A 22610-nucleotide genomic window follows, 5' to 3' on the forward strand; every position below is an offset into this window, starting at 1 on the left:
TCCATTTTATGAATTTTCAATAGCTGAATAGGATTCATAGATTGGCAGCATTACCGCCATCATGATAAATCCAACGATCACAGCCATAACGATGATCAGGATCGGCTCCATCAGTGTTACGATACGCTTAGTCGCCTGCTCTGCCTCATCCTCCAGCGTTGCCGCGATGGAATCCAGCATCAGATCCAGCCGGCCGCTCTCTTCGCCAATCTGTACTGTACTGGCCAGTTTCTTCTGAATGCCATCCACCATATGAAGAGCCTGAGACAATGGCACACCGCTGCGCACCTTCGTAACCACCTCACCAAACTGTTCTTCCACATAGGCGTTTCCAATGGTTTTCCCTGCAGTTGCGATAGCCATAGTAATCGGCATTCCACTTGTATAAAGGCTGCTTAGTATGCGTGCGAAACGTGCCGTATAGATAACCTGAAACAGATTGCCAAACAAAGGCATCTTCACTTTTCCACGATCCAGCGTTTTACGTACGCCCGGAATGCCTGCGATCAGGCGGATTACCATAACAATGGCAAATACGATGATCAGTGCTATATACCAGCGTTTCGTAAGAAAATCCGAACAATTGATCAATACCGTTGTCATCCACGGCAGTTGATCCAGCTGGTCAAATAATGACTGAAACTGTGGCAAAATAAATGTCACGATCAAAATAACGATAGCCACACACAAAATAAGTAAAATACACGGATATGTCATTGCTGACCTTACCTGCTGCGTCAACTTATAATCCTTTTCATATTGAACCGCCAGACGTCCGGTTACCTGATCAATGTTTCCACTTCCCTCGCCAGAACGAATCATCCCGATCATCAGATCTGGGAAACATTTTTTCGTCTCCATTGCCTCTGATAATGGAGTACCTTTCTTCAGATCCTGCAGGATATCTTTGTAGATCACACGCTCACCCGCTGTGATTCCCTCCTGCTCTGAAATAATATCAAGTGCCCTTACAAGTGTCACTCCGGAAGCCAGAAGCGTTGACAGCTCCCTGCAGAATACCGCAAGTTGTTTTGCCTTTAATTTCTGATAACCACGGCTCTCCGTTAAATTTTTTGCACTGATCAGAAAAAGTCCGTCTTCACGCAACTGCTGCTGTAGGGCATTCTCAGCAGCCGCCTCCAGCGTTCCCTTATGCTTTTTTCCTTTCATGTCTTTTGCGACATATCGAAAACGTGCCATCTTCTGAATTCCTTTCTGTCTATAATTTTCCCAGATACCATTTTACAATACGGTCTCCCACAAATGCAGAAACAGCCAGTCCCACAGCCAGGAACGGACCGAATGCAAAATGATCTTTCCTTTTCAATTTTCCACTTAACAACATAAAAGCTCCATAACCGCCTCCGGTAAGAAGCCCGATAAACATGGCACATACGGTAGCTCCCGTTCCCAGGAACAGTCCCGATGCAGCCATCAGTTTAATATCTCCGCCCCCAAAAGCTCCCGGAATGATCAGCGCCAATATCAGCATTGGTACTGAAATCACCACAGCCCCCAGCAGACGGCTTCCAATTCCATGCTCCGGAAACACCCATACTGCACACACCGCCAAAACAAGGATCATAATGTGAAATCTATCATATATCATCTGTGTATCCTGATCGATTAGGGCTACCACAAGCAATATTCCCAAATAAGCAAAAATCACTGCACCTTTCAGGGAAATAATTCCCGAAAGTCCACAGCCAAAATATATTCCGCAGCCGATAAATACTGCGCCTCCGGCTACTTCCACCAGAAAATCTCTCCAGGGGATCTTCCCCCCGCAGGTTCTGCACTTTCCACCAAGACAAAGATAACTGATACATGGGACCAACTCCAATCCTTTCAGTTCCCTGCCACAATTGGTACAATGGCTCCGCCCCTTAACAATACTTTCCTGACGGGGCATCCTGTCTATTACTACATTCAAAAAACTGAAGATACAGGCTCCAAAAAAAAACCGTATCACATATATTATCACTTCTACTACTGCTAACATTTTATTCTCCGGTATTGATCATGCTTTCTTCATGATACACAGTGTATCTGTCCTCTGCATCCGCATCATACCAGACCGTGTATTCCCCTTCCCGGTAAACAAATCGACAAACTGTATATCCGTCCTCTTCCACCTGAAGAATCCAAAAATCTCCAGGCACTTCACTTAACTGTAAAATTTCTTCATATAAACCATCTGCGATGCCTCCCTCCCGGGTGACATCGCAGAAAGCCTCATTTCTGCCATACTGCTGTGTTGCAATTACCTGGGCTGCCATTCGCACCGATCTGGCATTCCCCATAGCGACCTGGGAGTCAGCCCGGTACATTAACCGGAGCACCCCAGGAACTACTAACACAATAGCAAGCAGGATTATGATCAGAAGGTAAACGGCCAGCCTGATCCAGTTGTATTTAGTTTTCTTCTTTGGTGTCTTGACTGGCATGTGGTTACCCTCTTCTTAAATTAAATTAAATTAATCTACTTTGTATGTACCTTTAGAACCATTAGATCCTGCTTCATATGTGCAAGTTTTTCCATCGCTTTCATATACAACTTTAGAAATTTTTCCACCTTTCCCTTCAACAGAAGTAATATTATTGGCATTAACTTCTGCGAGATCAGCAATATCTTGTTTTTTAATTGTAATAGCTGCGGCTATAGGTGCTCCAGATTCATCTGAGCCTGCGGCTCTATATCCTGTTGTATCTCCAAGCTCCACTTTCACTGTGTCAGAACCAGTCAAACTAATTGTACCATACTGCTCATCAGCAATTGTCTGTGCAGCCATAACAACCTGACGTGTCTCAGCTATGATGGATTTCTTTTTTGCTTTATTAATATATCCTGTCAGTGTCGGGATTAATAAAGCTGCTAAAATTGCAAGGATTACCAGAACTACGATCAGCTCTACAAGCGTAAATCCTTTTTTCTTGTTTTCTTTGAGTTTTTTGTCTCTTAATTCGAATAATTTTGCAATCATTTCTCATACTCTCCTTTGTAAAAAAACTATATTTATATCAACGCCTCGGTGCAGCGTTCATACCACAGATATCGAAACAGTTAAGTGAATATCAACCGATCCACTCACCCTGTCTGCTCATAACCAAATCATCTCCTATTGTATGTTATAGGTTCCTTTTGATCCATATTTTAAAGTTGTTCCACTTCCTGTATATTCTACTTCATAAATACATGTTTTTCCATCTGATTCATACTGAAGCATAACTACTTTTCCTGCATATACAGTTGCAGCTTTGATATGATCTGCCGAAACTTCTGCCAGTTCTGCCACATCCGCAACTGGAATTTCCACTGTTCCATTACCATCCGAACCTATACTGATTGCCCTATATACATTTACAGTTGCTTCCTGCAAATCCAGCTTTCCGTATTCCTCATCCACCAGCGTCTGCGCGGCCATCACACACTGTCGTGTCTCAGCCACAATCGTCTTCTCCTTGGCCTTATTGATATATCCTGTCAGTGCCGGGATCAGCAAAGCTGCCAGAATTGCAATAATTACCAGAACTACGATCAGTTCTACTAAGGTGAATCCTCTCTTTTTGTTTTCCCTGAGTTTTCTGTCTCTCAATTCAAATAATTTTGTAACCATTTCTCTTTCTCCCCTTTGCATTCATGCTTTTTATTTTTTCAGTCCTCCATAGTAGTCACATTGTCGTTTCGTACAGGCATATGACGAAACTGAAGAATTTCCGTATCAGTAGCCACGGCCTGTGTGCGTTCCGGATCACTGTACAACGTCACCGTTGCTGTAATCTGGTTTACCGCAGTTTCCTCACTGATTGCATCCGGAAAAGCCCAGGTTACTTCCATATAGTTTCCCATATAGAAACCTTCGCCAAACACAGTGGACACCGCGCGGGCAACCGGATTTCCATCTTCGCTGTAACGGTATTTTCCATTATTACAAAAATAATAGCGTGTCAACAGCTGTCCGGCCGGTACCGCCTCAGCCACTCCGGAATCCTGACTTCCGATCTGCAGCTTCGTTGTATCACAGCCATCTGCAGATATAAGTACTACATACCCATCCTCATTTATAAATTCTAATATATTTCCAGAATTATTTCCAGTCATATCCGTAATTTTTCCTGAATTTTCGTCATTTTCTGCGTAAATTTTAATGTATCCGTTTGCATCCGCAGTTAAACCACGCAATTCTGTCATGACTGTATCGAGAATTGACTGCGCAAACTGCGTCTTCTGTTCACGGACAAAAATTTTTGCTGCCGAGCTTAACGCCGACGCTGCCATCGCCATCATAATACTGATGAGCAATAGCGTAACAATGGTTTCCACCAATGTCGTACCACATCGTTCCTTCAGTTTCTGCTTCATCTTTTTTTCATAAAAACTCAGTTTTTTCATTGCGGAGTACCTCCTGCCGCCTGAGTTTCTGATGTGCCGGCCAGACCATATGTATAAAAAGTAATGATCTGATTTGCCCCTTGGGAATCGGTATAACTGACCTGTTTGCTTGCCAGATTCAAATCTACGGAAAATACCTGATTTCCAATCCGATCCATCTCCGGTGTGGTTGCCACAAACTGAAGTGTCTGATTACTTCCTGAGGTCTGTTCTGCCGATGCCAGATTTCGGATGATTTCCTTATTCTGTGCACGAATCTTCTTATTTTGTTCCATTGAGGCATGACTATAAGAAATTGCCCCCTGCAAGATTCCAAAAAGGATCAGAAAAATGAACATACTTGCAACCACTTCCACCAGGGTTTCTCCCGATTTTTTCCTGATCTTATGTAACTTCATCATTCGCTATCGGTACCTCCTCCCTGCGTAGTATCCACATATGTATTTTCCCGGAATACACAGTATGTAGGCGTCTGCGTCAGGAATTCATATACAATGCTTTCGCTGTCATCCGGCGTATAGATTTCGCCACTGGTATTATTTTTATGCCAGTTTTCACCATCCCACACAATATCTGTGCCCTTATGCGAAAACTTCACATCGTATTTTTCCTCCCGGCTGTACTCTGTGGTACAGGTATATGTGGCATCATCATAGGAAGCGGTGACCTCCACGATCAGATTGTATTCACGTACCGTGATATTTCGGATACGATCGATCTCCGTCTGATAATTTGTGCCGGTTGACGCAACATCAATTTTTCCGGTCTTTATGGAATCAAGATCCTCCGCACTGTTTTTTTCTTTGGAAAGTGTAATGCGGATATTTCCATAACCAGCAGGCAGCGATGCTGCTTCTGCCAGATTGTCCAGATTGGTATCACTCACCAGGAAATTGTATTTTGAGGAATCCGGATAATCTTCGCTGTAATCCAGATACTGCGAATTATCCAGAAATTTATTTGCAAAGGCATAAAACGTATTATCCTGCGGCACATCGTTACTTCTGTTGTCATATTTCAGCAGTTCTTCGTTTAATACCTTCGCTGCTGATGTGGCCAGCTGATTACACCGTTCTTCTTTCAGGCGCAGATTGGACTGCGCCGTCAGAAGTCCGGCCGTGTAAAGGATTGCAGCTGCAAAGGCCACAAAGAATGCCGATACACAGATCACTACCACCATCGATATTCCGTTTTTCTTATTTTGCCGAAGCTGCTGCCAGCCTTTCCACTTCATAAAATAGTTCCTCCGGTCTGCACATTTTTGTGCCGATTCCATTAATTATTCCAGCTGATCTCATATGGATCAGATCCTGCATACGCATCGCTCACCGGCTGTGACAGATTTTTCTGTACATTTGCCCGGAATGTCGCTTTCTGCGTCACAGTAAAGTTTGCATTTGTCACATTGCTGCCATCTGCCGCTGTCATTTTCTCCACATCCGGCAGTTTCAGTACATAATGGATCGTTCCATCTGTCTGAAGCTGTGCCTCAAGCTGTGCAGTCAGTGTCAGTGTATAGTAATAAGTTGCTCCACTTTCCGTCTTGTAATTTGATGATATCGGAACACTGTAACTGCTGATGTCCCAGGTATGTACTTTGTCTGTTTCCGGGGTGCCATTCGGATAGGTAACCGAATTCTCGGTTATCGTTTCCCAGATATAATCCCATTTTTCATCGGTTGTATCTGTCTTATCCTGCACTTTTCGGTATACATACTGCTGAACCTGTGCCGTTTTGTTTCCGGAAGCATCTGTTTTTTCCAAAATCCTCAGATTGGAAGATAGCTGTCCTGTTCCTGATGTACCATCTGCTGTCTGCCCTGTCAGCTGAATGCTGTACAGATCTGCACAGTCCACGCTGTTCCAGGAAAGCGCGGTACGTACCGCAGTCCAGTTTCGAAGAGTACCCGGTACATTCGGCGTGGTCTGCACCGTAGCCGCAATGCTGTCCGTCTGACTGTCAGATGTCACTGACGGCTGTGCCAGTTTGACATACGGCAGCTGATAAGCATAATCCGATCTGGTCCAGAGTGAACTTACACTGCCGGCGCCGGATGATATACGGGCATAAAATACAACCCATTTTCCGGCATATTTAATAGAAAGCTGATCAAATACATGATAATATTTCTGCGCATTTGATACATCCATCTGTACCGGCACATCTCCGGCCGGATATGCTGTCACATAATTACCCGGATTCGATGCCGTTGCCTTTGCTGCATCTTCTTCACTGTTATATACATACGCACGCAGTAAATATGCACTTCCTCCAGGCGGAATGCTTGCATTGTCTGCCGTTAAGCCAACCCGTAACCCTCCAGACAAGAAGTCTGCGGTCTCCATCGGCTGTCCCGTATTATAGGTCCAGTTCACATTCCATGTCACCTTCGGCTGCGGGATACGCGCAGGGATCTGAACTTCACAGGTAACTCCTGCAGCACTGTTTACAAAAACATTTGTGTCGCTGGATTGAGCAACCACATACACAACGATCCTCTCTCCTGCATATTTTTCCAGATTAATGATCTGGGAATAAACTGCCGCACCTGTTGCTTTCTGTACAGAACCAACTTTTTCAGCAGTTCCAAGATTTCCGTCTGTATCATACTCACGTACATAAATCTGATATCCCGCACAGTATGCCTCATTTGAGATGCCTGGCCAGATCACATTGTAATTCAGTTCGTTATGATCCACGTTTGTCACAGAAGGCTGTCCCGGTTTTTCCAGTCTCTGCGCTACAGAATAAGTCGCAGTTGTGGAAAGTCCGATCTTCTTCTGAGTGGCATCACCGATACGTGTTACTTTCAGTCGCACCTGGGTATAGTTCCAATCCTCACCGTCGATGGTAAAGGTTCTTCCACCGGTATAATCGCCGGTATCTATAGTTACTTCCTTGCCATCTGCGTCAATGCCGGTCAGTGCGATCTCATATGTCGGATTCTCTTTGTCCGATACATCTTTGTCCCAGGAGAACGTATACTGCATTCTGTTTTCACTGTCATAAGACGGTGTCAGACTGCTGCCGTCTGCCTGATCCATTTTTGGAGCCGGGAGCCAGGTAAAGAGGGTATCCGATGTTTTCTGATATGCATCAAAATTATGCCAGTTATTTCGAACTGCCACGCTGTAACTGTAAGCCCATTGTTCGGTGCCGTCTGCGTTAAGTCCGGTCAGTTCTGTCACTGCACCACTGCCCGGTTTCGTATCTGTCTCATGATACAGGTAAACCGGTCCTAGACCCGTCTGGGCATACCACAGTCTGACATGCAGATTTTCTGCCCTTCCAAGGTATTCCGGTAAATCCGTGAAATGAGCCGTAACCGTACTGCCGGACACCGTCATAATATCCGTCTTCGCAAATACGACATCTTTATATGTCGTTCCCTTTGCATCAGTCCAGTTTCCGATCAGTTCTGCGCGATAGATCGGATTTACTTCCAGGATTTCTGTATTCGCCGTATCATCAATGGTCACATCCACACTGAGAGTATCCAGCGTATTTCCGGAAACCGAATAGCTGGTAGCTGCTACATGATCCAACGTATCTTCATACCTGTTACTCGGATACTGCAATCCAAGGAATGCCTGATACAACGGCATATAGGCCGAGATAGAAATCACCGGTGAATCCTGATACTCCGTACTTCCATGAAGTGCCTGCGCAATGATCTGATAGGTATTGTCTTTATTATTCTTCTTGCTGTCAAAATCAATTGGCAAAATACCTGTCGGATTTTCAGCACTCAGTACCACATTTTTATCTTTGCCATACGCGTTCAGATAAACCTGCACTTTCCAGCCGGAATATGGTTCATATTCATCCAGGTTACTCAGACTCATCTCATAGTAATAATAGATTTTCTTTCCATTGAGATTATAACCATTCGGATCCATGACAAGCTCTGCACGAACTTCCGGACTTGGAAGGATCGCACCACTCTGAATCACCCGTGCTTTGGTCGAAGCAGAATTCTCCACATCAGAAAACATGCTGACGGCCTGAACGGAAATGCTCAGTGTTCCGGACAAACCAGACGGGATATCAAAGCTCTCACTCTCCGTGTAGATTGTTTTTGTTGCGCTCTCCCCGTTGCTTCCCGTAATTGTCACCAGATATGCAAACGGATCACAGTTCTGTGTCGGATCTGCCAACAGCTTATCCGGTGTCACCGTGATACTGATCTTGCCATCTGCCACTTCCGCTTCTGCTGACACAGGAGCCTGAAGCTGATTTATACCGTCTGTCTGTTTGATTCCTTCCAGTCTGCGATAGCTCTCACGGGACTGGTTGTAAATCTCATCATGTTCAAGATCTGCATTTTCCGTACACTTCCAATACAGGTTATTGTGATTTGCATGATTTTCATCTCCGGTGTAGAACAGGATCTGACCGATTCTGGTCGTCCTGTCCGCAGCTACAATATAGCCGTCCGCGTCCACGAAGCAATCACCGCCAATGGTATCACAGTCATCATAAATTTGTGCATATGCATAACGGTAACCACTATCTGTCTCTTCTACCGCAACCGCATGAATACTGCTGATATATGAATTCCAGGTTACATCCGTTCTTCTGGTGACACTGACATTATTCTCGTTACTTCCGTATCTGATAACATTTCTCTTTTCATCAAGTTTTCCCAGTACAAATTTATCATAATAAAATCCTGCATCAGAAGGATATTTCCGGTCTCCAAATCCATTGATAAAGAAATTGTTCTTTCGATTATTCGGATCTGAAATATCTCCCGCTGATCCACCATGGTTATTTCCGGTAGAATAAATTGGGCTTCTGCTCGGGCTGTAACCATCCACATCTACTGAATAACAGTCGTTTACGATCGTGTTACTCCATCCCCGCGTCGTATAACGCGCTCCAATGATTCCACCTGCAAACTGTTTTCCCTGCAATACCCTTGCAAAGTTTCGGCAGCGCTCCACCTGAAGATTCACACGCTGGGTAGATCTTACGACATCGGATCCATCACTCCACGTCGGTACATCGTCACAGGAAAGGAATCCGAAAATACCGGATGCCATGGAAGAAGAATAAATCTTCACATTTGGTCCGTTGACACAATCCAGAATCCGAATGTTAAATTCCTGTCCTTTATCGGCATTGTCTACTTTATAAGTCGTAACATTTCCCAAAATACCGGCACTGTCATTCGCACCATAAGAACCGTCTCCCGTACTGGCTCCCATTCTCATATACAGGTTGCCAAGGTTTTCACAGCCAATGATGTTATAATCATTTTCTTCATATGCATGATACAGCTGCGCAACAATACCGCCGGACGCACCACTCCAGCCAACCTGAAGTGTCGTCTGCAGATTACCATAGTTTCTGCAGTCCTGAATGGTTCCACCGGCCGCTGTCCACTGACCGATAATACCACCGGAATAATGAGAACGATAACAATATACCGTACCGAAGTTGATACATTTTTCAATCGTCCAGTCATTTCTGGTGGAGGTATTCTGGTTTCCGATGATTCCACCGGCAAAACGGTTTGTCTGACCATCTTCTCCTGCTGCCGTTGAATTTCCGGCGGACACCTGACGTCCGACAAAAGCTCCGTTGACCAGGCAGGTTAAACTCTTTTCTGATTCATTCATACCGATGATTCCACCGGTACCAACTCCGATTGCTTCCGAACGGTTCAAAATAAACCAGTTTCCGGAAACACAGCCATCCAGTACGCCATCGGTACTGTTAAAAGCGGTAATACCTCCGATACTGCCGTTTGCCGTCATTTTCAGGTTCATACGGTTTGCGGAAATCTTTGTTTTTGAGGTCTGATAAACAGAGTCTTCAATCTGATAACCGACATTTCCACTCACCCACTCCACCGGATATTCGTCCGCAGACAAATTACCTTTATCCGCATCCTGTGACGCCTTCGCCAGTGACTTTGCATCTTTCATACTGTCTGCCGTCATGATCAACGCGGTTTTGTCACTTCCGGACATCTGAACGGTTCCTTTATTAAATCCGGTGATTCCGCCAAGCATACCATATTTTGCCTGGAGCACGCTTCTGCTGTTATCCACCAGTGTACATCCATCAATCAGTGCATTTGTCTCATTTTTACCGGCAATTCCACCGGCATGACTCGCCATGGCCTCTTTCTGTGCGGTAGTACTTGTGCTGGTAGCCGTATATACACCCTGGATATCCATATTGATCTGTGTGACCGTATTGTCACTCAGTTCCGCATAATTGATACCCGCAATGCCGCCATAGCAGTTTCCGGCTGCACCTGCATTGTTCTTCTCCTTCATGGAACCATTGAAACTGCAATTCGTGACTTTACTCTGATATTCCTCATTCTCCTGATTCAGACGGACAGAAGTACCGTTCATTCCGACAATTCCGCCCAGATACTGATATCTGGAAAAATTCTCAAAGGACAGGCCAACTGCGGTAATACCAGATACGGTTCCTGTATTGGAGCCGACTGCTCCTCCAACAGTCAGACTACTCTTATCTGACTTGATCTGCGGCATATATTTCAATGCACTGCTTCCTGCTGCAGAAGCTGCCGTAGAAGTAACCAAACCGGTATTTTCTCCAACGATTCCTCCAAAAACAGTTGCATTACCGCGCAGTACCACTGCATCCTGCGGAACACTGTCTGTGATTGTTCCGCTGTTTGTCGCAGCAATCGCACCACTGGCACTTACTCCCAGACTGTAAATTTCCACACTTTCAGAACTACTGTTTCCTTTCACTTTGCAGTACTGGATTGTTCCGGCATTCACTGCCACAATTCCACCAGCGTATCCATCACTGCTTCTGACATCTCCATAGTTTGTACAGTTTTGGATAGCAGCCCTTGTATTCGTATTTTCCGCCACGATTCCACCGGCATTTCCGGCATCCGCACTGACACTGTCACAGCGGTTCACCGCATAACAGATCATTCCATCTGTTGTACCTGCAATTCCTCCGACCGTTCCATGAGAAGCCTGTACTTTTTTCGCTTTTGCAGCAACATATGTATTATTTTCAGACCGATCAAAAGTGCCATGATTGATGCCGACAATTCCGCCGACTTTCTCATAGCCCTGTACAGTCACTTTATCAGAAACAGCCACAATCTCTCCGTTTGTGTCTGTCATTCCACCAAACTGAATGGTTCCGCCGGCCTCGTTAATACCGACCATACCGCCGACACCAGCTCCTCTCATGCCGGAAACCGAACGGCTGGAGGAAGTGCTATCTTCTGAAAGCATAATGTCACCACTGTTTTGTCCAACAAGTCCGCCAACTGCTGCCAGACCGGATGCATCTGCTCCGGATGCATTTACTGTGGCATTATTTGTATTTCCGGTAAGGGTACCACCCTTCAGATTCCATCCGACAATTCCGCCCAGATGATCACTTCCTGCGATCGTCTTACCGGATGCAGTACTGCAGGACATTACCTTTCCACCATTGCTGTTAATACCGACAATTCCACCGACATACTCCAGTGCCGCATTTCCGAAATGTTCACGGAGTTCACAATTTGTAACAGTTCCTGCGTTCAGGCCGACCACGCCGCCGATTCCGGTAAATCCGGACAGCGAACCGGTGTTGGTACAATGGGTAATCGTTTCATTTTCCAGTGTAACACCGGTAATACCACCGATGAAATGAAGTTCCAGATCTTCCGCATCTGTAGAAAGAAGCTCCGGGATTTCACCGCTGGCCGCATATGCCCCCAACTTCACAGCTCCTCCTGACACATCATTATCCTTCAGAAGATCTGATACAAACGTAATATTTCCTGCATTTTTACAGTTTTTGATCTGAACTTTGCTGTTCTTCTCACAGTACCCCAGCACTCCGCCGGAATACATCACTGCCTCAATTGGAATATTATTTGTATTTATGCTCAGATTGTCTGCCGTATTCCCATTTGTAGAAATCGTCAGCGTATTTGTATTTGCGGATTCCATAACAGAAGCCGGTATATTCCCTGACTGAATTCCCGGCAAGATCTGTGCCGCATTCGCCTCTACTGACACACGGATTCCGGCATCGGTATCATCCGCTGAGGCGCTGACCGGGATCTGCGCATCGGTATAAGTTCTCTGATATCCAATGATTCCACCGCAGAAGGCTTCTCCGGTAATCGTTCCGAGAATATTGTCCGCACGCAGATCTGATATTTCCGTATTTTCTCCGATATTCAGTACATTTGCGCCAATCACTCCACCAACGAAATATCTTCCCTGTACGCTTCGCGGTTTGATCGTCAGGTTTTGCTGTGCCGCTTCTACGGAAGCATTAAATCCAAATGCGCCGCCGGCACAGTTTTCATAGGCATAAATCTGTCCCCCGATCAGTGTATAGTTTACATCCAGCACGCCTTTCACATCATTAAAACCGGCAATTCCTCCCACGTAATTGTCACCAACCACAATACTGGATACCGATTTTACCATGATAGCCTGGCTCTCATCTGAAAATTCAATCTTACCATTATTATATCCGGCAATTCCTCCGACATAGTCACTTCGGGCATCCCAGGTATTGACGATCATATTAAAAATAGAATTGCCATAATCAGACAGATAACTTGCACAGTCACGGATGGTCGCACCATTGGCGTTATATCCGACAATTCCTCCCACATATCGACCACCTGTTCCGTTCGCTTTTTCTGTTCCGGCTACCACTCCGTTATTGATACAGTTCGATAAAACAACGCCTTCTGTATTATGGCCAACAATTCCCCCAACATATTCGTTTCCAACGACATAACTCCGGTTTGTCGTAACAGAAACACTCTCCTGCTGGTGTGCCTGGATCGCATCACTGGTATTTCCGCCCAGTCCGCCCGCGATTCCGCCGACATATTTGGAGCCAAGAATATAACCATTGCTTTCCGTGCCGCAGTTTGCCATCAGGCTGTGATTCCCATAGCCGACGATTCCTCCAACATACTGTCCCTTTAACAAATCCTTTTTATCTTTGCTGTAAGAAAATCCTGATGCACGTCCGGACGCACTGGTAGAGTTATAGATCAGTGTCCGATACGCGTATCCTGCGATTCCTCCAAAATAATTGCCACTGACAGAAGCCGCCGTCTCTGCAGTACAAAGGATCAGACCATTGTTTGAACAGTCTTTCACCGCTGCATTGCTGCTCCAGGTGGCTTGCTCATAAGAATCAGCCAGACCGTCAATCATTCCCACGATTCCACCGGTCATATAATTACCTGACACACCCGCATGGTTTTGGCAGGACAGGATCACGCTCTTCTGATTTTTGCTCTCCAGTTTTGCATATCCGGCAATTCCACCGGCTCCAAGAGCATAATTCTCATAATCATCTGCGTCTGCCGGAACGTTCACAGACGGAAGTTTTACGTCAACAGCTCCGTTCATTGTCACATTTTCTACTTTTGCAGATTTTGCCGCTGTCAGATTTCCATTATTATCTGTATCCGAAAGAATACCGACCACACCTCCGACTGCCGCGATCTGTGTATTTCCATCTGCGGAAACAGCTGCCGATGAGAGCGAAACTTCTATATTTTTTTCAGTCTGACTTGCATTACGTCCAGTGGAAGTTATAATTTCCGTATCCTTAATGACACCCTCACTGCGTCCCGCAAGAATACCGACACCTTTCAGCTGCGCATAAGTACCTGCTGCATCCATGTTTTCCTGTGCGGAGGAAGCCTGGAAGGTAAGAACCGGATCTCGCAGTGTCAGCCCGGTAACGGTTCCTTCCAATTCTCCAAACAGTCCCAGATATTCTGTTTCTGACACAGTCGATTTGCCAGATGCCACAGAGAGCTGCCGCACTGTTTCATCATCCACAACGGAAGCTTGTCCCAGACGCAGATTGGATACATAGGTTTTCTTTCCCTGTCCCTGCAGTGTATGTTTCTTTGAAAGCGCTGCAATCGTCGGGAAATCTTCCGTTTTATCGGTAGAATTTTCTTTCCATGCAAGCTTTTCTATCCCGGTCTGCGCAGCTGCCTGATCATCGGTGGTCAGATCATACACGCCGGTTCCCACAGAAGCCCAGTCCATGTTTTTATTTGTCAGCTCAAAGATTGCATCTGCGTCTGCATTATAGTACCGCATATTGGACAAATGACGGAATGCAGCTATCTTCACTTCATTTCCCGACGATTTATCCGCAAACAATGTATTTGCATCATTCGATGTAACCGCTTCACTGGCACGGTACTCTTTTGTCACGGAGTTACTGCTGTCTGTTCCCGCATAAGAAACAGCTTTTACCGTCGCATAAATATTCTGCGGTTTTGTCAGATCCTGAGTGTCCGTCAGATTTGTTCCGTTTACAGAAGCCAGACGGCAGATACTTGTACTCAGAGTTCGCTGCAGCGCATCACGCTCAGAGCCACCTTTCCGTGACTCCAATATGGCCTGCACTTTGGCTGACATCATCGCATCTAATACAAGTGTGTATTTATTATCTTGATAGGTCAATGGAAAACTCCACTGTCCCCTCTCCCTATCTTCACTGTCCTGCAGCGTCACATTTGCAAAAGTTGTCGTGCTTTCCGCATTTTTACCTGACCATCCTGCTTTCCGCAGATCATAAGGTGATAAGACCATACTGAAGAGTTTACTGTTATCTTTCTTATTATATACAGCAATCTCATAACTGGTATCCAGGCTCTCTCCTACGTTAGAAGACCAGTTCAAACTCAGCTTTTCGCTGTTTTGCAGACTAATGGTTGTGATACGCAGTTTTGTCGGCTTCAAAGCAACAACGTTTACCGTATCTTCCGTAGAATAATAACCTAACAATCGCTTCTTCCGACTGTCATAATCCCGTTTCTGCATTGTCAGATATCCATCTTTATCTTCGGATTCATAAGTCAGTCCCTTGCATTTTGAATCATAAAAAGCAGAATACACCTCACCGGACTCTATATCGATCTCAACCGCCACAGATGCATCCAGCATTTCTTTGTCATAAACATAATCATCAATCAGCTGAAGCAGTAGATTATTATCCGATTCCGCATCCGATGCTGCTTTATCCAATCTGAGTGTGTAGATCCGGCCATTTAAGTGCAGCGCATTTTCATTCTCAGAAGAAAAAACCGCTTCCTCCACCTGACGATTCTGCGCACTTTTTGCCTGATCTTTCTCCGCCTGCTTCTTGATCTGTTTCTGGAAGCTTTCCCACTGGCCGGAAGTCCGATAATACGTCAGTTTCGATTCTGCCGCCAGATAAATAATTTTTGCATTCTGTTCATTCTTTCGAAACTCTGCATTTTTCCAATAATTCGTAAAAAACGGAATTGCAATGGCTGCGATCACTGACATGATCACAAGTACAACGATCAATTCCGTCAAAGTAAATCCCTTTTTTCCAGTCTTCCTCATATATGTCCCACCTGATTTTATCTATCGTAAATATCTTTTCTAATTTCTCTGTGTGTTCAAACTCTCTATATTTTTAATAGTTTTGTTAATTTTTCTATACAGAATTAGAATATCATATTTTGCAGATTTTTCAAGAATTTCATTAAGGAAGTGTGCCATCGCACACTCTCGCGTATAAAATCATCAATCGCACATCTTTCTTGCACGCACCGAGCACACTTGCAAAACAAGAATCTCTTCTCGTGCGAGTGTGCATCGTTTGCACGAAGTGCTTTTGTATGATAGGAAATTCATTGTAATTTCCTATCATACAAAAAGACTCCGGTTAAGACAACCAGAGCCTTGTGAAATGCAGCCGGCGGGAATCGAACCCACATTGCAGGAGTCGGAGTCCTGTGTTCTATCCGTTAGACTACGGCTGCGAAATATGTGTTTGTAACGAACAAAATTTATAATACCACAATCTCTGCCAAAAATCAAAACCTTTTTTGCGAAAGTGGAAATGAAACTGCAATTATTTAAACGGACGAAAAATGGGGGAATTTTGTCTCCGTCGCTAGCAATCGCTCCTTGAGAAAAAATTCTCTCATTTTTCTGTTTACTGATAAAATGTACATTAAGATTTTCCCGTTCTTCTGTTCACCGATACAATGGACATTAAGATTTTTCCCATTTTTCTGTTTATCGATAAAATGTACGTTACGATCTCATCACATGATTTCATCTTCTTACAAAATTTGTATAACGAAATAAGATTTAATTCTGGCTGATTTTCAGGATTTCGTCCGCAATCTCCTGCGGAGTCTTTCCATCTGTGACTACTTGAACGTCACATGCATTCGCATATAACTCGCGGCGTTTTTCCATCAGAGATGCAATGTGCTCCACGTTCATATTTCCATTCAGCAACGGACGATCTGTACTGTTTTTGACACGTTCATAAACAGTCTCTGGTGTTGCAGTCAGCAACACGATTCTGCCGCTCTCTTTCATCATTTGTGTATTCTTGTCACGCAAAACTGCTCCGCCACCGCAGGACACAATTGCCGGCGCATAGCCCGCAATCTCGCGAACTGCATCTGTCTCACGGTCTCTGAAATATGTCTCACCATATTTTTCGAACATATCATTGATGGACATACCGTTTTTTCCCACGATCCAGGCATCCATATCAATCTCTTCTGCCTGTGTCAGCTGCTGCAGTTTATGTGAAATTGTCGTCTTGCCGGTTCCCATGAAACCGATCAGATAAATATGCTGTTTCATGCCTGTTCCTCCTGTGCCATACCTTTATGGATGATATCTAAAATGTCTCCAAGCTGTCCCGCCTGGATCTGTCCCGGTGCGGAAGTCTCTCCCACAGCCCCGAAAGTAATGCAGGAACCGAAAATTTCTCCCGCCATACGGCTCACAACGCCAAGTGCACCCATAGACATGGTCACAACCGGCAGCGTCGGATATTTCTGTTTGATGTCATTTGTCAGTTTTAAGATGCGTACCACATCATCTGCATTTTGTGGCATCACTGCAAGTTTCGCAACATCTGCACCGCCCTGCTGCATCTGCTCCATCAGCATGCGAAGGATACGGTCATCCGGTGTTCCGTCAAAATCATGATGGGACGCAATGACACGCACACCCATGCGCTGAAACCGCCGGATCTCTTTTTCCGGTTTTGTAGCCTCAAAAAACTCCAGATCAATGAGATCCACGCATCCGCTTTTTGCCGCCGTCTCATTCAGTTTCAGGATTTTCCATTCCTCCATGCGCCGGCTGCCGCCCTGCTGTTTGGTACGGAATGTAAATAAAAATACGGCATGTTCCACATATTCGCGTACCGCCTGCAGCACTTCCCGCACGGTATCCACGTTATCTGCCTCGGCAAAACAGTCCACTCTCCATTCAATCATCTGGACTTTCTGTTCTGTCAGTTTTTTGATCTGTTCTATCACTGCTTCTTTTTCGGCTGCGACTACCGGCACACAAATCACCGGTCTGCCGTCTCCGATTCGAATTCCCTTTATTTCAAATGCGTTCTGCATATATACCTCCTGTCTGCCTTGCACTCATTGTTGCTATTGTAGCATATTTTTTCCAAATGAGGAACCGAAACCCCGCAAGACATTGACTTTTTTTATAAAAACACCTATCATAAGACCATAAAAGTTTAAGGTAGGGAATAAATTATGGAAATTACCGGAAGAACAATGTTAACAGGATTGATTGGAACTCCTGTAAAACACAGTATTTCGCCGCAGATGCATAACGAAGCATTCCGCCAGCTAAATCTTGATTATGTTTATCTGGCTTTTGATCTGGCTGATTCAGATCTTGAAACCGCTGTCCGCGGTCTGCAGTCTCTGGGAGCAAAAGGCTTTAATGTCACCATGCCATACAAAGTTCAGATTGTAAAATATATGGACGAGCTGACCCCGGCTTCCCAGATTGCACAGGCCTGCAATACCGTGATCGCAAAAGACGGCAAACTGATCGGCCACACCACAGACGGTATCGGCTTTATGGAATCTGTTGCAGATGCCGGTCACAACATCATTGGCAAAAAAATGACGGTACTGGGTGCAGGCGGTGCTGCTACCGCAATCTGTACACAGGCTGCACTGGACGGTGTCTCCGACATCGACATATTCCAGATGAAAGCATTTACCGAAGAATATGAGCGCGCACTTGCTTTCGCAGAACGTGTCCGTCAGCATACCTCCTGCAATATCAACGTTTATGATTTTGCAGACACCGAACAGATGAGAAAGAGCATTTCCGAAAGTGCCATTTTAACCAATGCGACAAACGTTGGTATGGCACCGCACGAAGATCAGTGCCCGATCCCGGACGCTTCCATGCTGTTCCCGGAACTGATCGTCTGCGATATCATCTATAATCCGATGAAGACAAAATTGTATCAGATGGCAGAAGCTGCAGGCTGTCAAGTATTTAACGGCACTTATATGCTGCTCTTCCAGGGTGCTGCTTCCTTTGAGTGCTGGACCGGAGAGAAAATGCCGATTGAAGTCATCCGTGAGAAATATTTTAAAAATTAACACATTTTGAGGAAATACAAAACCCGACATTTTGTTTAAAGAAATATACAAACAGATTGGAGTAACACAAACAAATGAGTTTTTCATATTTAAAAGAATTACCGACACCGGAAGAGATCAAAAAATCTTATCCGTTAACCGAGGATTGTAAAAAAATCAAACAGGAGCGTGATGCAGAGATCGGCCGTGTACTGCGCGGTGAATCCGACAAATTCCTTGTGATCATCGGTCCGTGTTCTGCTGACAAGGAAGAGCCGGTTATGGATTACATCCACCGTCTTGCCAAAGTCAACGAGCAGACAAAAGACAAATTAATCCTGATTCCGCGTATCTATACAAACAAACCGAGAACAACCGGTGAGGGATACAAAGGAATTGCCACCCAGCCGGATCCGGAGGCAAAACCGGATATGATCGCCGGTCTGATCGCCGTTCGTAACCTGCATCTGCGCGCCATCGAGGAAACTGGATTATCCGCAGCAGATGAGATGCTTTACCCTGAAAACTGGGATTACATCAACGATCTGCTCTCCTACGTAGCCATCGGTGCCCGTTCCGTTGAGGATCAGCAGCATCGTCTGACCGTCAGCGGTTTTGATGTGGCAAGCGGTATGAAGAATCCGACCAGTGGTGACTTCTCCGTTATGCTGAATTCTGTATACGCAGCACAGCATCCACACCACTTTGTACACCGCGGCTGGGAAGTAGACACCACCGGAAACCCGCTGGCTCACGTTATCCTGCGCGGTGCGGTCAACAAACGTGGCGTTGCCATCCCGAACTACCACTACGAAGATCTGATCCGTTTAAATGAAATGTATGAAAAAATGGATCTGGTAAACCCGGCCTGCATCGTAGACGCAAACCATTCCAACTCCAACAAAAAATACGAAGAACAGATCCGTATCGTCAAAGAAGTAATGCACAACCGCAAAGAATCCGGCATTATCAACAATTTGGTAAAAGGTGTGATGATCGAGAGTTACATCTGCCCGGGCAATCAGAAAATTGGTGAGCATATTTACGGAAAATCCATCACAGATCCTTGTCTCGGATGGGAAGAATCCGAACAGCTGCTTTATGCGATCGCAGATTCCGTAAAATAAAAGTTGTTTTGATAGGAAATTCATCGTAATTTCCTATCGAATAAAAAAATATCCATCCACGGATGGATATTTTTTTACTATCCCATCGCCAGAACTTTCAGGATCCATGGATTGACACTGCATTCCAGCCATATTCCAAGCACATAAATCCCGGAATCCAGTAAAACAAGCAGAAGGAAAAGCACCATTTTCCTTTGATTTCCTACTCTCCCCGAAATCTGATTTTTTTTATTCCACCGCATATTTCGCCTTTCATCCCACAAAAGAACAAGCAATATATATGCAGTCAGATACAGCAATATCTGTGGAAATCCAGAGAGCATCATATAAAAAACCCCGAAAAACCCATATCTGCACAGACACGAAGCAAAGACAAAACCAACGGAAAATCCAATCCATCCAATCCAAAAATTTAAAAACAGTTTTCCCTGTGAAAAATTCCAGATGACCAGAAGCATCCCCCACGGAATGAGCCGCACCGGCAAAATCTGCCACATGATCTCCTTCCAGTTTTGTCCGGCATTCACCAGATTTTTCAACTGTGTTTCAAACAAATATCCCATCCACAAATTTTCATCCCGCAGCCACAGATTGGCTGCAAATACTCCAAAAAAGAAACAGCCAAGAAAAATAACCATGCAGACATGCAGCATAGCTATTTTTCCCGACTGTTTTACGGTTTTCGTTATCATCTGCCCATAACCCTGCTGATTCGCTTTGTTCTAGCGTATGCAGTATTTTCCGTAATATGCCATGATCGCGGCAGCAGTTTTAGAATCCTGAATCTTCTGTGACAAAACCATATCCTTTAACTCCTCAATGGTATATCTCTCCACTTCGACAAATTCATCTTCATCCAGATGCTGCTGTGTCTTTGTCAGATCTGTGGCCAGATATACATCAATCGTCTCATTACAGAAAGCCACTGTAGTAGACACGGTGATCAAAAGCTCCAGATTCGCAGCTTTATATCCGGTTTCCTCTTCCAGTTCACGGGCAGCGCAGACAGAAGTTGCTTCCTCCACACTGTCTCTGGAACCAGCCGGAATTTCCAATGTCTCGCGGTTCAATGCATTCCGGTACTGACGCACCATGAGAATTTTTCCATCCTCCGTCACCGGAAGTACCGCTGCAGCCCCTTTGCGATGTGCAATGTAATCCCAGTGCGCGATTTTTCCTGTCGGAGACTGCATGACGTCGTCATACACATCCACAATGGCACCTTTATATTTTAAAACACGATCAATTCGCTTCATTTCTTCCATCCTGCACTCCTCCTGCTCTCATTCCATATCTGATGTGCAGTGATTCTGAGAAGAATATGTCAGCTACGCTGACTAGAATCACGCACCAAGTCTCACATGCGTTCGACTTGAATTATCCTTCGAATCCTGTTCCAACAGATGTCCTGTTTTCTATCGGTTATCTATTTTTTCCGGATACAGGTCATGATTTGCCATACGGTTCCATGCCACATCTTCCCATTTTGTGCCCGGTTTCCCATAGTTACAGTACGGGTCAATGGAAATACCGCCTCTCGGAGTAAATTTTCCCCACACCTCAATGTATTTTGGATCCATCAATTTAATCAGGTCTTTCATGATCACATTCACGCAATCCTCATGAAAATCGCCATGATTGCGAAAACTGAACAAATACAGTTTCAGGGATTTACTCTCCACCATACGCTCTCCCGGCACATAGGAAATTGTGATGGTTGCAAAATCCGGCTGACCTGTGATCGGGCACAGACTGGTAAATTCCGGGCAGTTAAATTTTACAAAATAGTCATTCCCCGGATGTTTGTTTATAAATGTTTCCAATACTTCCGGTGCATAATCATCCGGATAACGTACATTCTGATTTCCAAGCAGGGATACACCTGCAGTTTCTTCTTTGCTTCTTCCTGTCATCTCATTACCTCACTGAGTTATTCGAATTTGCACAATGTATTTCGCACATCTAATATCCGTCAATTAATCTAACGCCGGATCTTTGACCCCATTTTTTGCAAATGCAGCAGCACGGTCAATACATGTTCCGCATTTACCACATGGTTTGTCGCCGCCCTCATAACAGCTCCAGGTCAGTTCATACGGAACCTTCAATTCCAGACCTTTTTTTACCACATCAGCCTTTGTCCAGTTGACAAACGGAGCTTCGATGGTAATCTGATTTCCGCTTCCAAGATAAATGGCCTCTTTCATGGCCTGATTAAATGCATCAGAACAGTCCGGATAGGCGCTTCCAGCTGCGTCATCACTGTGCGCTCCATAGTAGATCACGTTGCAGTCTTTGGATAATGCAATACTTGCCGCAGAAGATAAAAATAACCCGTTTCGGAACGGCACATAAGTAGAAACCGGTTTTCCGTCTGTCTTTGTCAGCTGCTCAGCATATGCTTCCTCCGGAATTTCTTCGGTGGAATGGCTAAGCAGAGAACAGTTGCTGTACTGGAAGATTGCGCCCAGATCCAGATATAAATGTTCTACACCATAATACTCTGCGATTTTTCTGGAAGCCTCGATTTCCTTCTCATGCTTCTGTCCGTAAGATACAGACAGTGCAATCACATTTTCTTTTCCGTATTTATCAATTGCAAGTCCAAGGCAGGTTGTAGAATCCACGCCGCCACTGAACAATACCAGTGCTTTTTCTGCCATTTTTCATTCTCCTTCTATT

Annotated in this window: 17 protein-coding genes and 1 tRNA gene; 2 read left to right on the plus strand and 16 right to left on the minus strand. The window is 44.9% G+C overall.

The features are described 5' to 3' along the window. Positions 1–6: 6 nt before the first annotated feature. The 12 genes from Q0I54_RS02785 to aroD all read right to left on the minus strand — a co-directional run bounded on the left by Q0I54_RS02785 (position 7) and on the right by aroD (position 17808). Entirely contained in the window at positions 7–1200 is a 1194-nt protein-coding gene (locus Q0I54_RS02785; protein ID WP_296116249.1) for a type II secretion system F family protein, read from the minus strand. 19 nt (positions 1201–1219) lie between these two features. Then, the gene (locus Q0I54_RS02790) at positions 1220–2002 is read right to left on the minus strand and encodes an A24 family peptidase (protein ID WP_296116251.1); all 783 of its coding nucleotides are present in this window, start codon (positions 2000–2002) and stop codon (positions 1220–1222) included. A 1-nt stretch (position 2003) separates the two neighbouring features. Further along, entirely contained in the window at positions 2004–2447 is a 444-nt protein-coding gene (locus Q0I54_RS02795) for a hypothetical protein (protein ID WP_296116253.1), read from the minus strand. Positions 2448–2477: 30 nt separating this feature from the next. Next, positions 2478–2984: a prepilin-type N-terminal cleavage/methylation domain-containing protein gene (locus Q0I54_RS02800; protein WP_296116254.1), complete on the minus strand. Its 507-nt coding sequence runs from the start codon at positions 2982–2984 to the stop codon at positions 2478–2480. Between the two features lie 135 nt (positions 2985–3119). Then, the gene (locus Q0I54_RS02805) at positions 3120–3617 is read right to left on the minus strand and encodes a prepilin-type N-terminal cleavage/methylation domain-containing protein (RefSeq protein WP_296116255.1); all 498 of its coding nucleotides are present in this window, start codon (positions 3615–3617) and stop codon (positions 3120–3122) included. A gap of 38 nt (positions 3618–3655) precedes the next feature. Further along, positions 3656–4393 (minus strand): hypothetical protein, encoded by a 738-nt coding sequence (locus tag Q0I54_RS02810; protein ID WP_296116256.1) that lies wholly within the window; start codon positions 4391–4393, stop codon positions 3656–3658. Next, positions 4390–4794 (minus strand): prepilin-type N-terminal cleavage/methylation domain-containing protein, encoded by a 405-nt coding sequence (locus Q0I54_RS02815; RefSeq protein ID WP_296116258.1) that lies wholly within the window; start codon positions 4792–4794, stop codon positions 4390–4392. Before Q0I54_RS02815 ends, Q0I54_RS02810 begins: the two co-directional genes overlap by 4 nt. Next, complete coding sequence (locus tag Q0I54_RS02820) at positions 4791–5627, minus strand: hypothetical protein (protein ID WP_296116260.1); 837 nt, start codon at positions 5625–5627, stop codon at positions 4791–4793. Before Q0I54_RS02820 ends, Q0I54_RS02815 begins: the two co-directional genes overlap by 4 nt. A gap of 41 nt (positions 5628–5668) precedes the next feature. Beyond that, on the minus strand, positions 5669–15766 hold the full coding sequence (locus Q0I54_RS02825; RefSeq protein WP_296116261.1) for a prepilin-type N-terminal cleavage/methylation domain-containing protein: 10098 nt from the start codon (positions 15764–15766) through the stop codon (positions 5669–5671). Between the two features lie 350 nt (positions 15767–16116). Beyond that, positions 16117–16188: transfer RNA gene (locus Q0I54_RS02830), tRNA-Arg, on the minus strand. A gap of 334 nt (positions 16189–16522) precedes the next feature. After that, entirely contained in the window at positions 16523–17032 is a 510-nt protein-coding gene (locus tag Q0I54_RS02835; RefSeq protein WP_296116262.1) for a shikimate kinase, read from the minus strand. After that, positions 17029–17808: a type I 3-dehydroquinate dehydratase gene (aroD, locus tag Q0I54_RS02840; RefSeq protein ID WP_296116263.1), complete on the minus strand. Its 780-nt coding sequence runs from the start codon at positions 17806–17808 to the stop codon at positions 17029–17031. Before aroD ends, Q0I54_RS02835 begins: the two co-directional genes overlap by 4 nt. A 141-nt stretch (positions 17809–17949) precedes the next feature. On the opposite strand from aroD, the gene Q0I54_RS02845 reads away from it, so the two are divergent. Both Q0I54_RS02845 and Q0I54_RS02850 read left to right on the plus strand, forming a co-directional pair. Then, on the plus strand, positions 17950–18822 hold the full coding sequence (locus tag Q0I54_RS02845; RefSeq protein WP_367270774.1) for a shikimate dehydrogenase: 873 nt from the start codon (positions 17950–17952) through the stop codon (positions 18820–18822). A 74-nt stretch (positions 18823–18896) separates the two neighbouring features. Continuing rightward, positions 18897–19928, plus strand: a complete 1032-nt coding sequence (locus Q0I54_RS02850) for a 3-deoxy-7-phosphoheptulonate synthase (protein ID WP_296116266.1) — start codon at positions 18897–18899, stop codon at positions 19926–19928. A gap of 77 nt (positions 19929–20005) precedes the next feature. Here the strand turns inward: Q0I54_RS02850 and Q0I54_RS02855 are convergent, their stop codons facing one another. The 4 genes from Q0I54_RS02855 to queC all read right to left on the minus strand — a co-directional run bounded on the left by Q0I54_RS02855 (position 20006) and on the right by queC (position 22591). Then, entirely contained in the window at positions 20006–20620 is a 615-nt protein-coding gene (locus Q0I54_RS02855; RefSeq protein WP_296116268.1) for a hypothetical protein, read from the minus strand. A gap of 30 nt (positions 20621–20650) precedes the next feature. After that, entirely contained in the window at positions 20651–21193 is a 543-nt protein-coding gene (locus Q0I54_RS02860) for an NUDIX hydrolase (RefSeq protein WP_296116270.1), read from the minus strand. Positions 21194–21343: 150 nt separating this feature from the next. Next, positions 21344–21841: a preQ(1) synthase gene (queF, locus tag Q0I54_RS02865; protein WP_296116272.1), complete on the minus strand. Its 498-nt coding sequence runs from the start codon at positions 21839–21841 to the stop codon at positions 21344–21346. Between the two features lie 63 nt (positions 21842–21904). Further along, complete coding sequence (queC, locus tag Q0I54_RS02870) at positions 21905–22591, minus strand: 7-cyano-7-deazaguanine synthase QueC (RefSeq protein ID WP_296116274.1); 687 nt, start codon at positions 22589–22591, stop codon at positions 21905–21907. Positions 22592–22610 lie beyond the last annotated feature (19 nt).

Origin of the sequence: uncultured Eubacterium sp. (assembly GCF_934295145.1) — a bacterium.
In the GTDB taxonomy this organism is placed as follows: domain Bacteria; phylum Bacillota; class Clostridia; order Lachnospirales; family Lachnospiraceae; genus Eubacterium_I.

Bases quoted from the DNA above. Each gene is read 5' to 3' on its own strand.
- Q0I54_RS02835 (WP_296116262.1), bottom strand. From the start codon at position 17,032: ATGAAACAGCATATTTATCTGATCGGTTTCATGGGAACCGGCAAGACG.
- Q0I54_RS02820 (WP_296116260.1), bottom strand. From the start codon at position 5,627: ATGAAGTGGAAAGGCTGGCAGCAGCTTCGGCAAAATAAGAAAAACGGA.
- Q0I54_RS02855 (WP_296116268.1), bottom strand. From the start codon at position 20,620: ATGATAACGAAAACCGTAAAACAGTCGGGAAAAATAGCTATGCTGCAT.
- Q0I54_RS02790 (WP_296116251.1), bottom strand. From the start codon at position 2,002: ATGTTAGCAGTAGTAGAAGTGATAATATATGTGATACGGTTTTTTTTT.
- Q0I54_RS02795 (WP_296116253.1), bottom strand. From the start codon at position 2,447: ATGCCAGTCAAGACACCAAAGAAGAAAACTAAATACAACTGGATCAGG.
- Q0I54_RS02815 (WP_296116258.1), bottom strand. From the start codon at position 4,794: ATGATGAAGTTACATAAGATCAGGAAAAAATCGGGAGAAACCCTGGTG.
- Q0I54_RS02810 (WP_296116256.1), bottom strand. From the start codon at position 4,393: ATGAAAAAACTGAGTTTTTATGAAAAAAAGATGAAGCAGAAACTGAAG.
- Q0I54_RS02825 (WP_296116261.1), bottom strand. From the start codon at position 15,766: ATGAGGAAGACTGGAAAAAAGGGATTTACTTTGACGGAATTGATCGTT.
- Q0I54_RS02800 (WP_296116254.1), bottom strand. From the start codon at position 2,984: ATGATTGCAAAATTATTCGAATTAAGAGACAAAAAACTCAAAGAAAAC.
- queC (WP_296116274.1), bottom strand. From the start codon at position 22,591: ATGGCAGAAAAAGCACTGGTATTGTTCAGTGGCGGCGTGGATTCTACA.
- Q0I54_RS02850 (WP_296116266.1), top strand. From the start codon at position 18,897: ATGAGTTTTTCATATTTAAAAGAATTACCGACACCGGAAGAGATCAAA.
- Q0I54_RS02785 (WP_296116249.1), bottom strand. From the start codon at position 1,200: ATGGCACGTTTTCGATATGTCGCAAAAGACATGAAAGGAAAAAAGCAT.
- queF (WP_296116272.1), bottom strand. From the start codon at position 21,841: ATGACAGGAAGAAGCAAAGAAGAAACTGCAGGTGTATCCCTGCTTGGA.
- Q0I54_RS02805 (WP_296116255.1), bottom strand. From the start codon at position 3,617: ATGGTTACAAAATTATTTGAATTGAGAGACAGAAAACTCAGGGAAAAC.
- aroD (WP_296116263.1), bottom strand. From the start codon at position 17,808: ATGCAGAACGCATTTGAAATAAAGGGAATTCGAATCGGAGACGGCAGA.
- Q0I54_RS02860 (WP_296116270.1), bottom strand. From the start codon at position 21,193: ATGGAAGAAATGAAGCGAATTGATCGTGTTTTAAAATATAAAGGTGCC.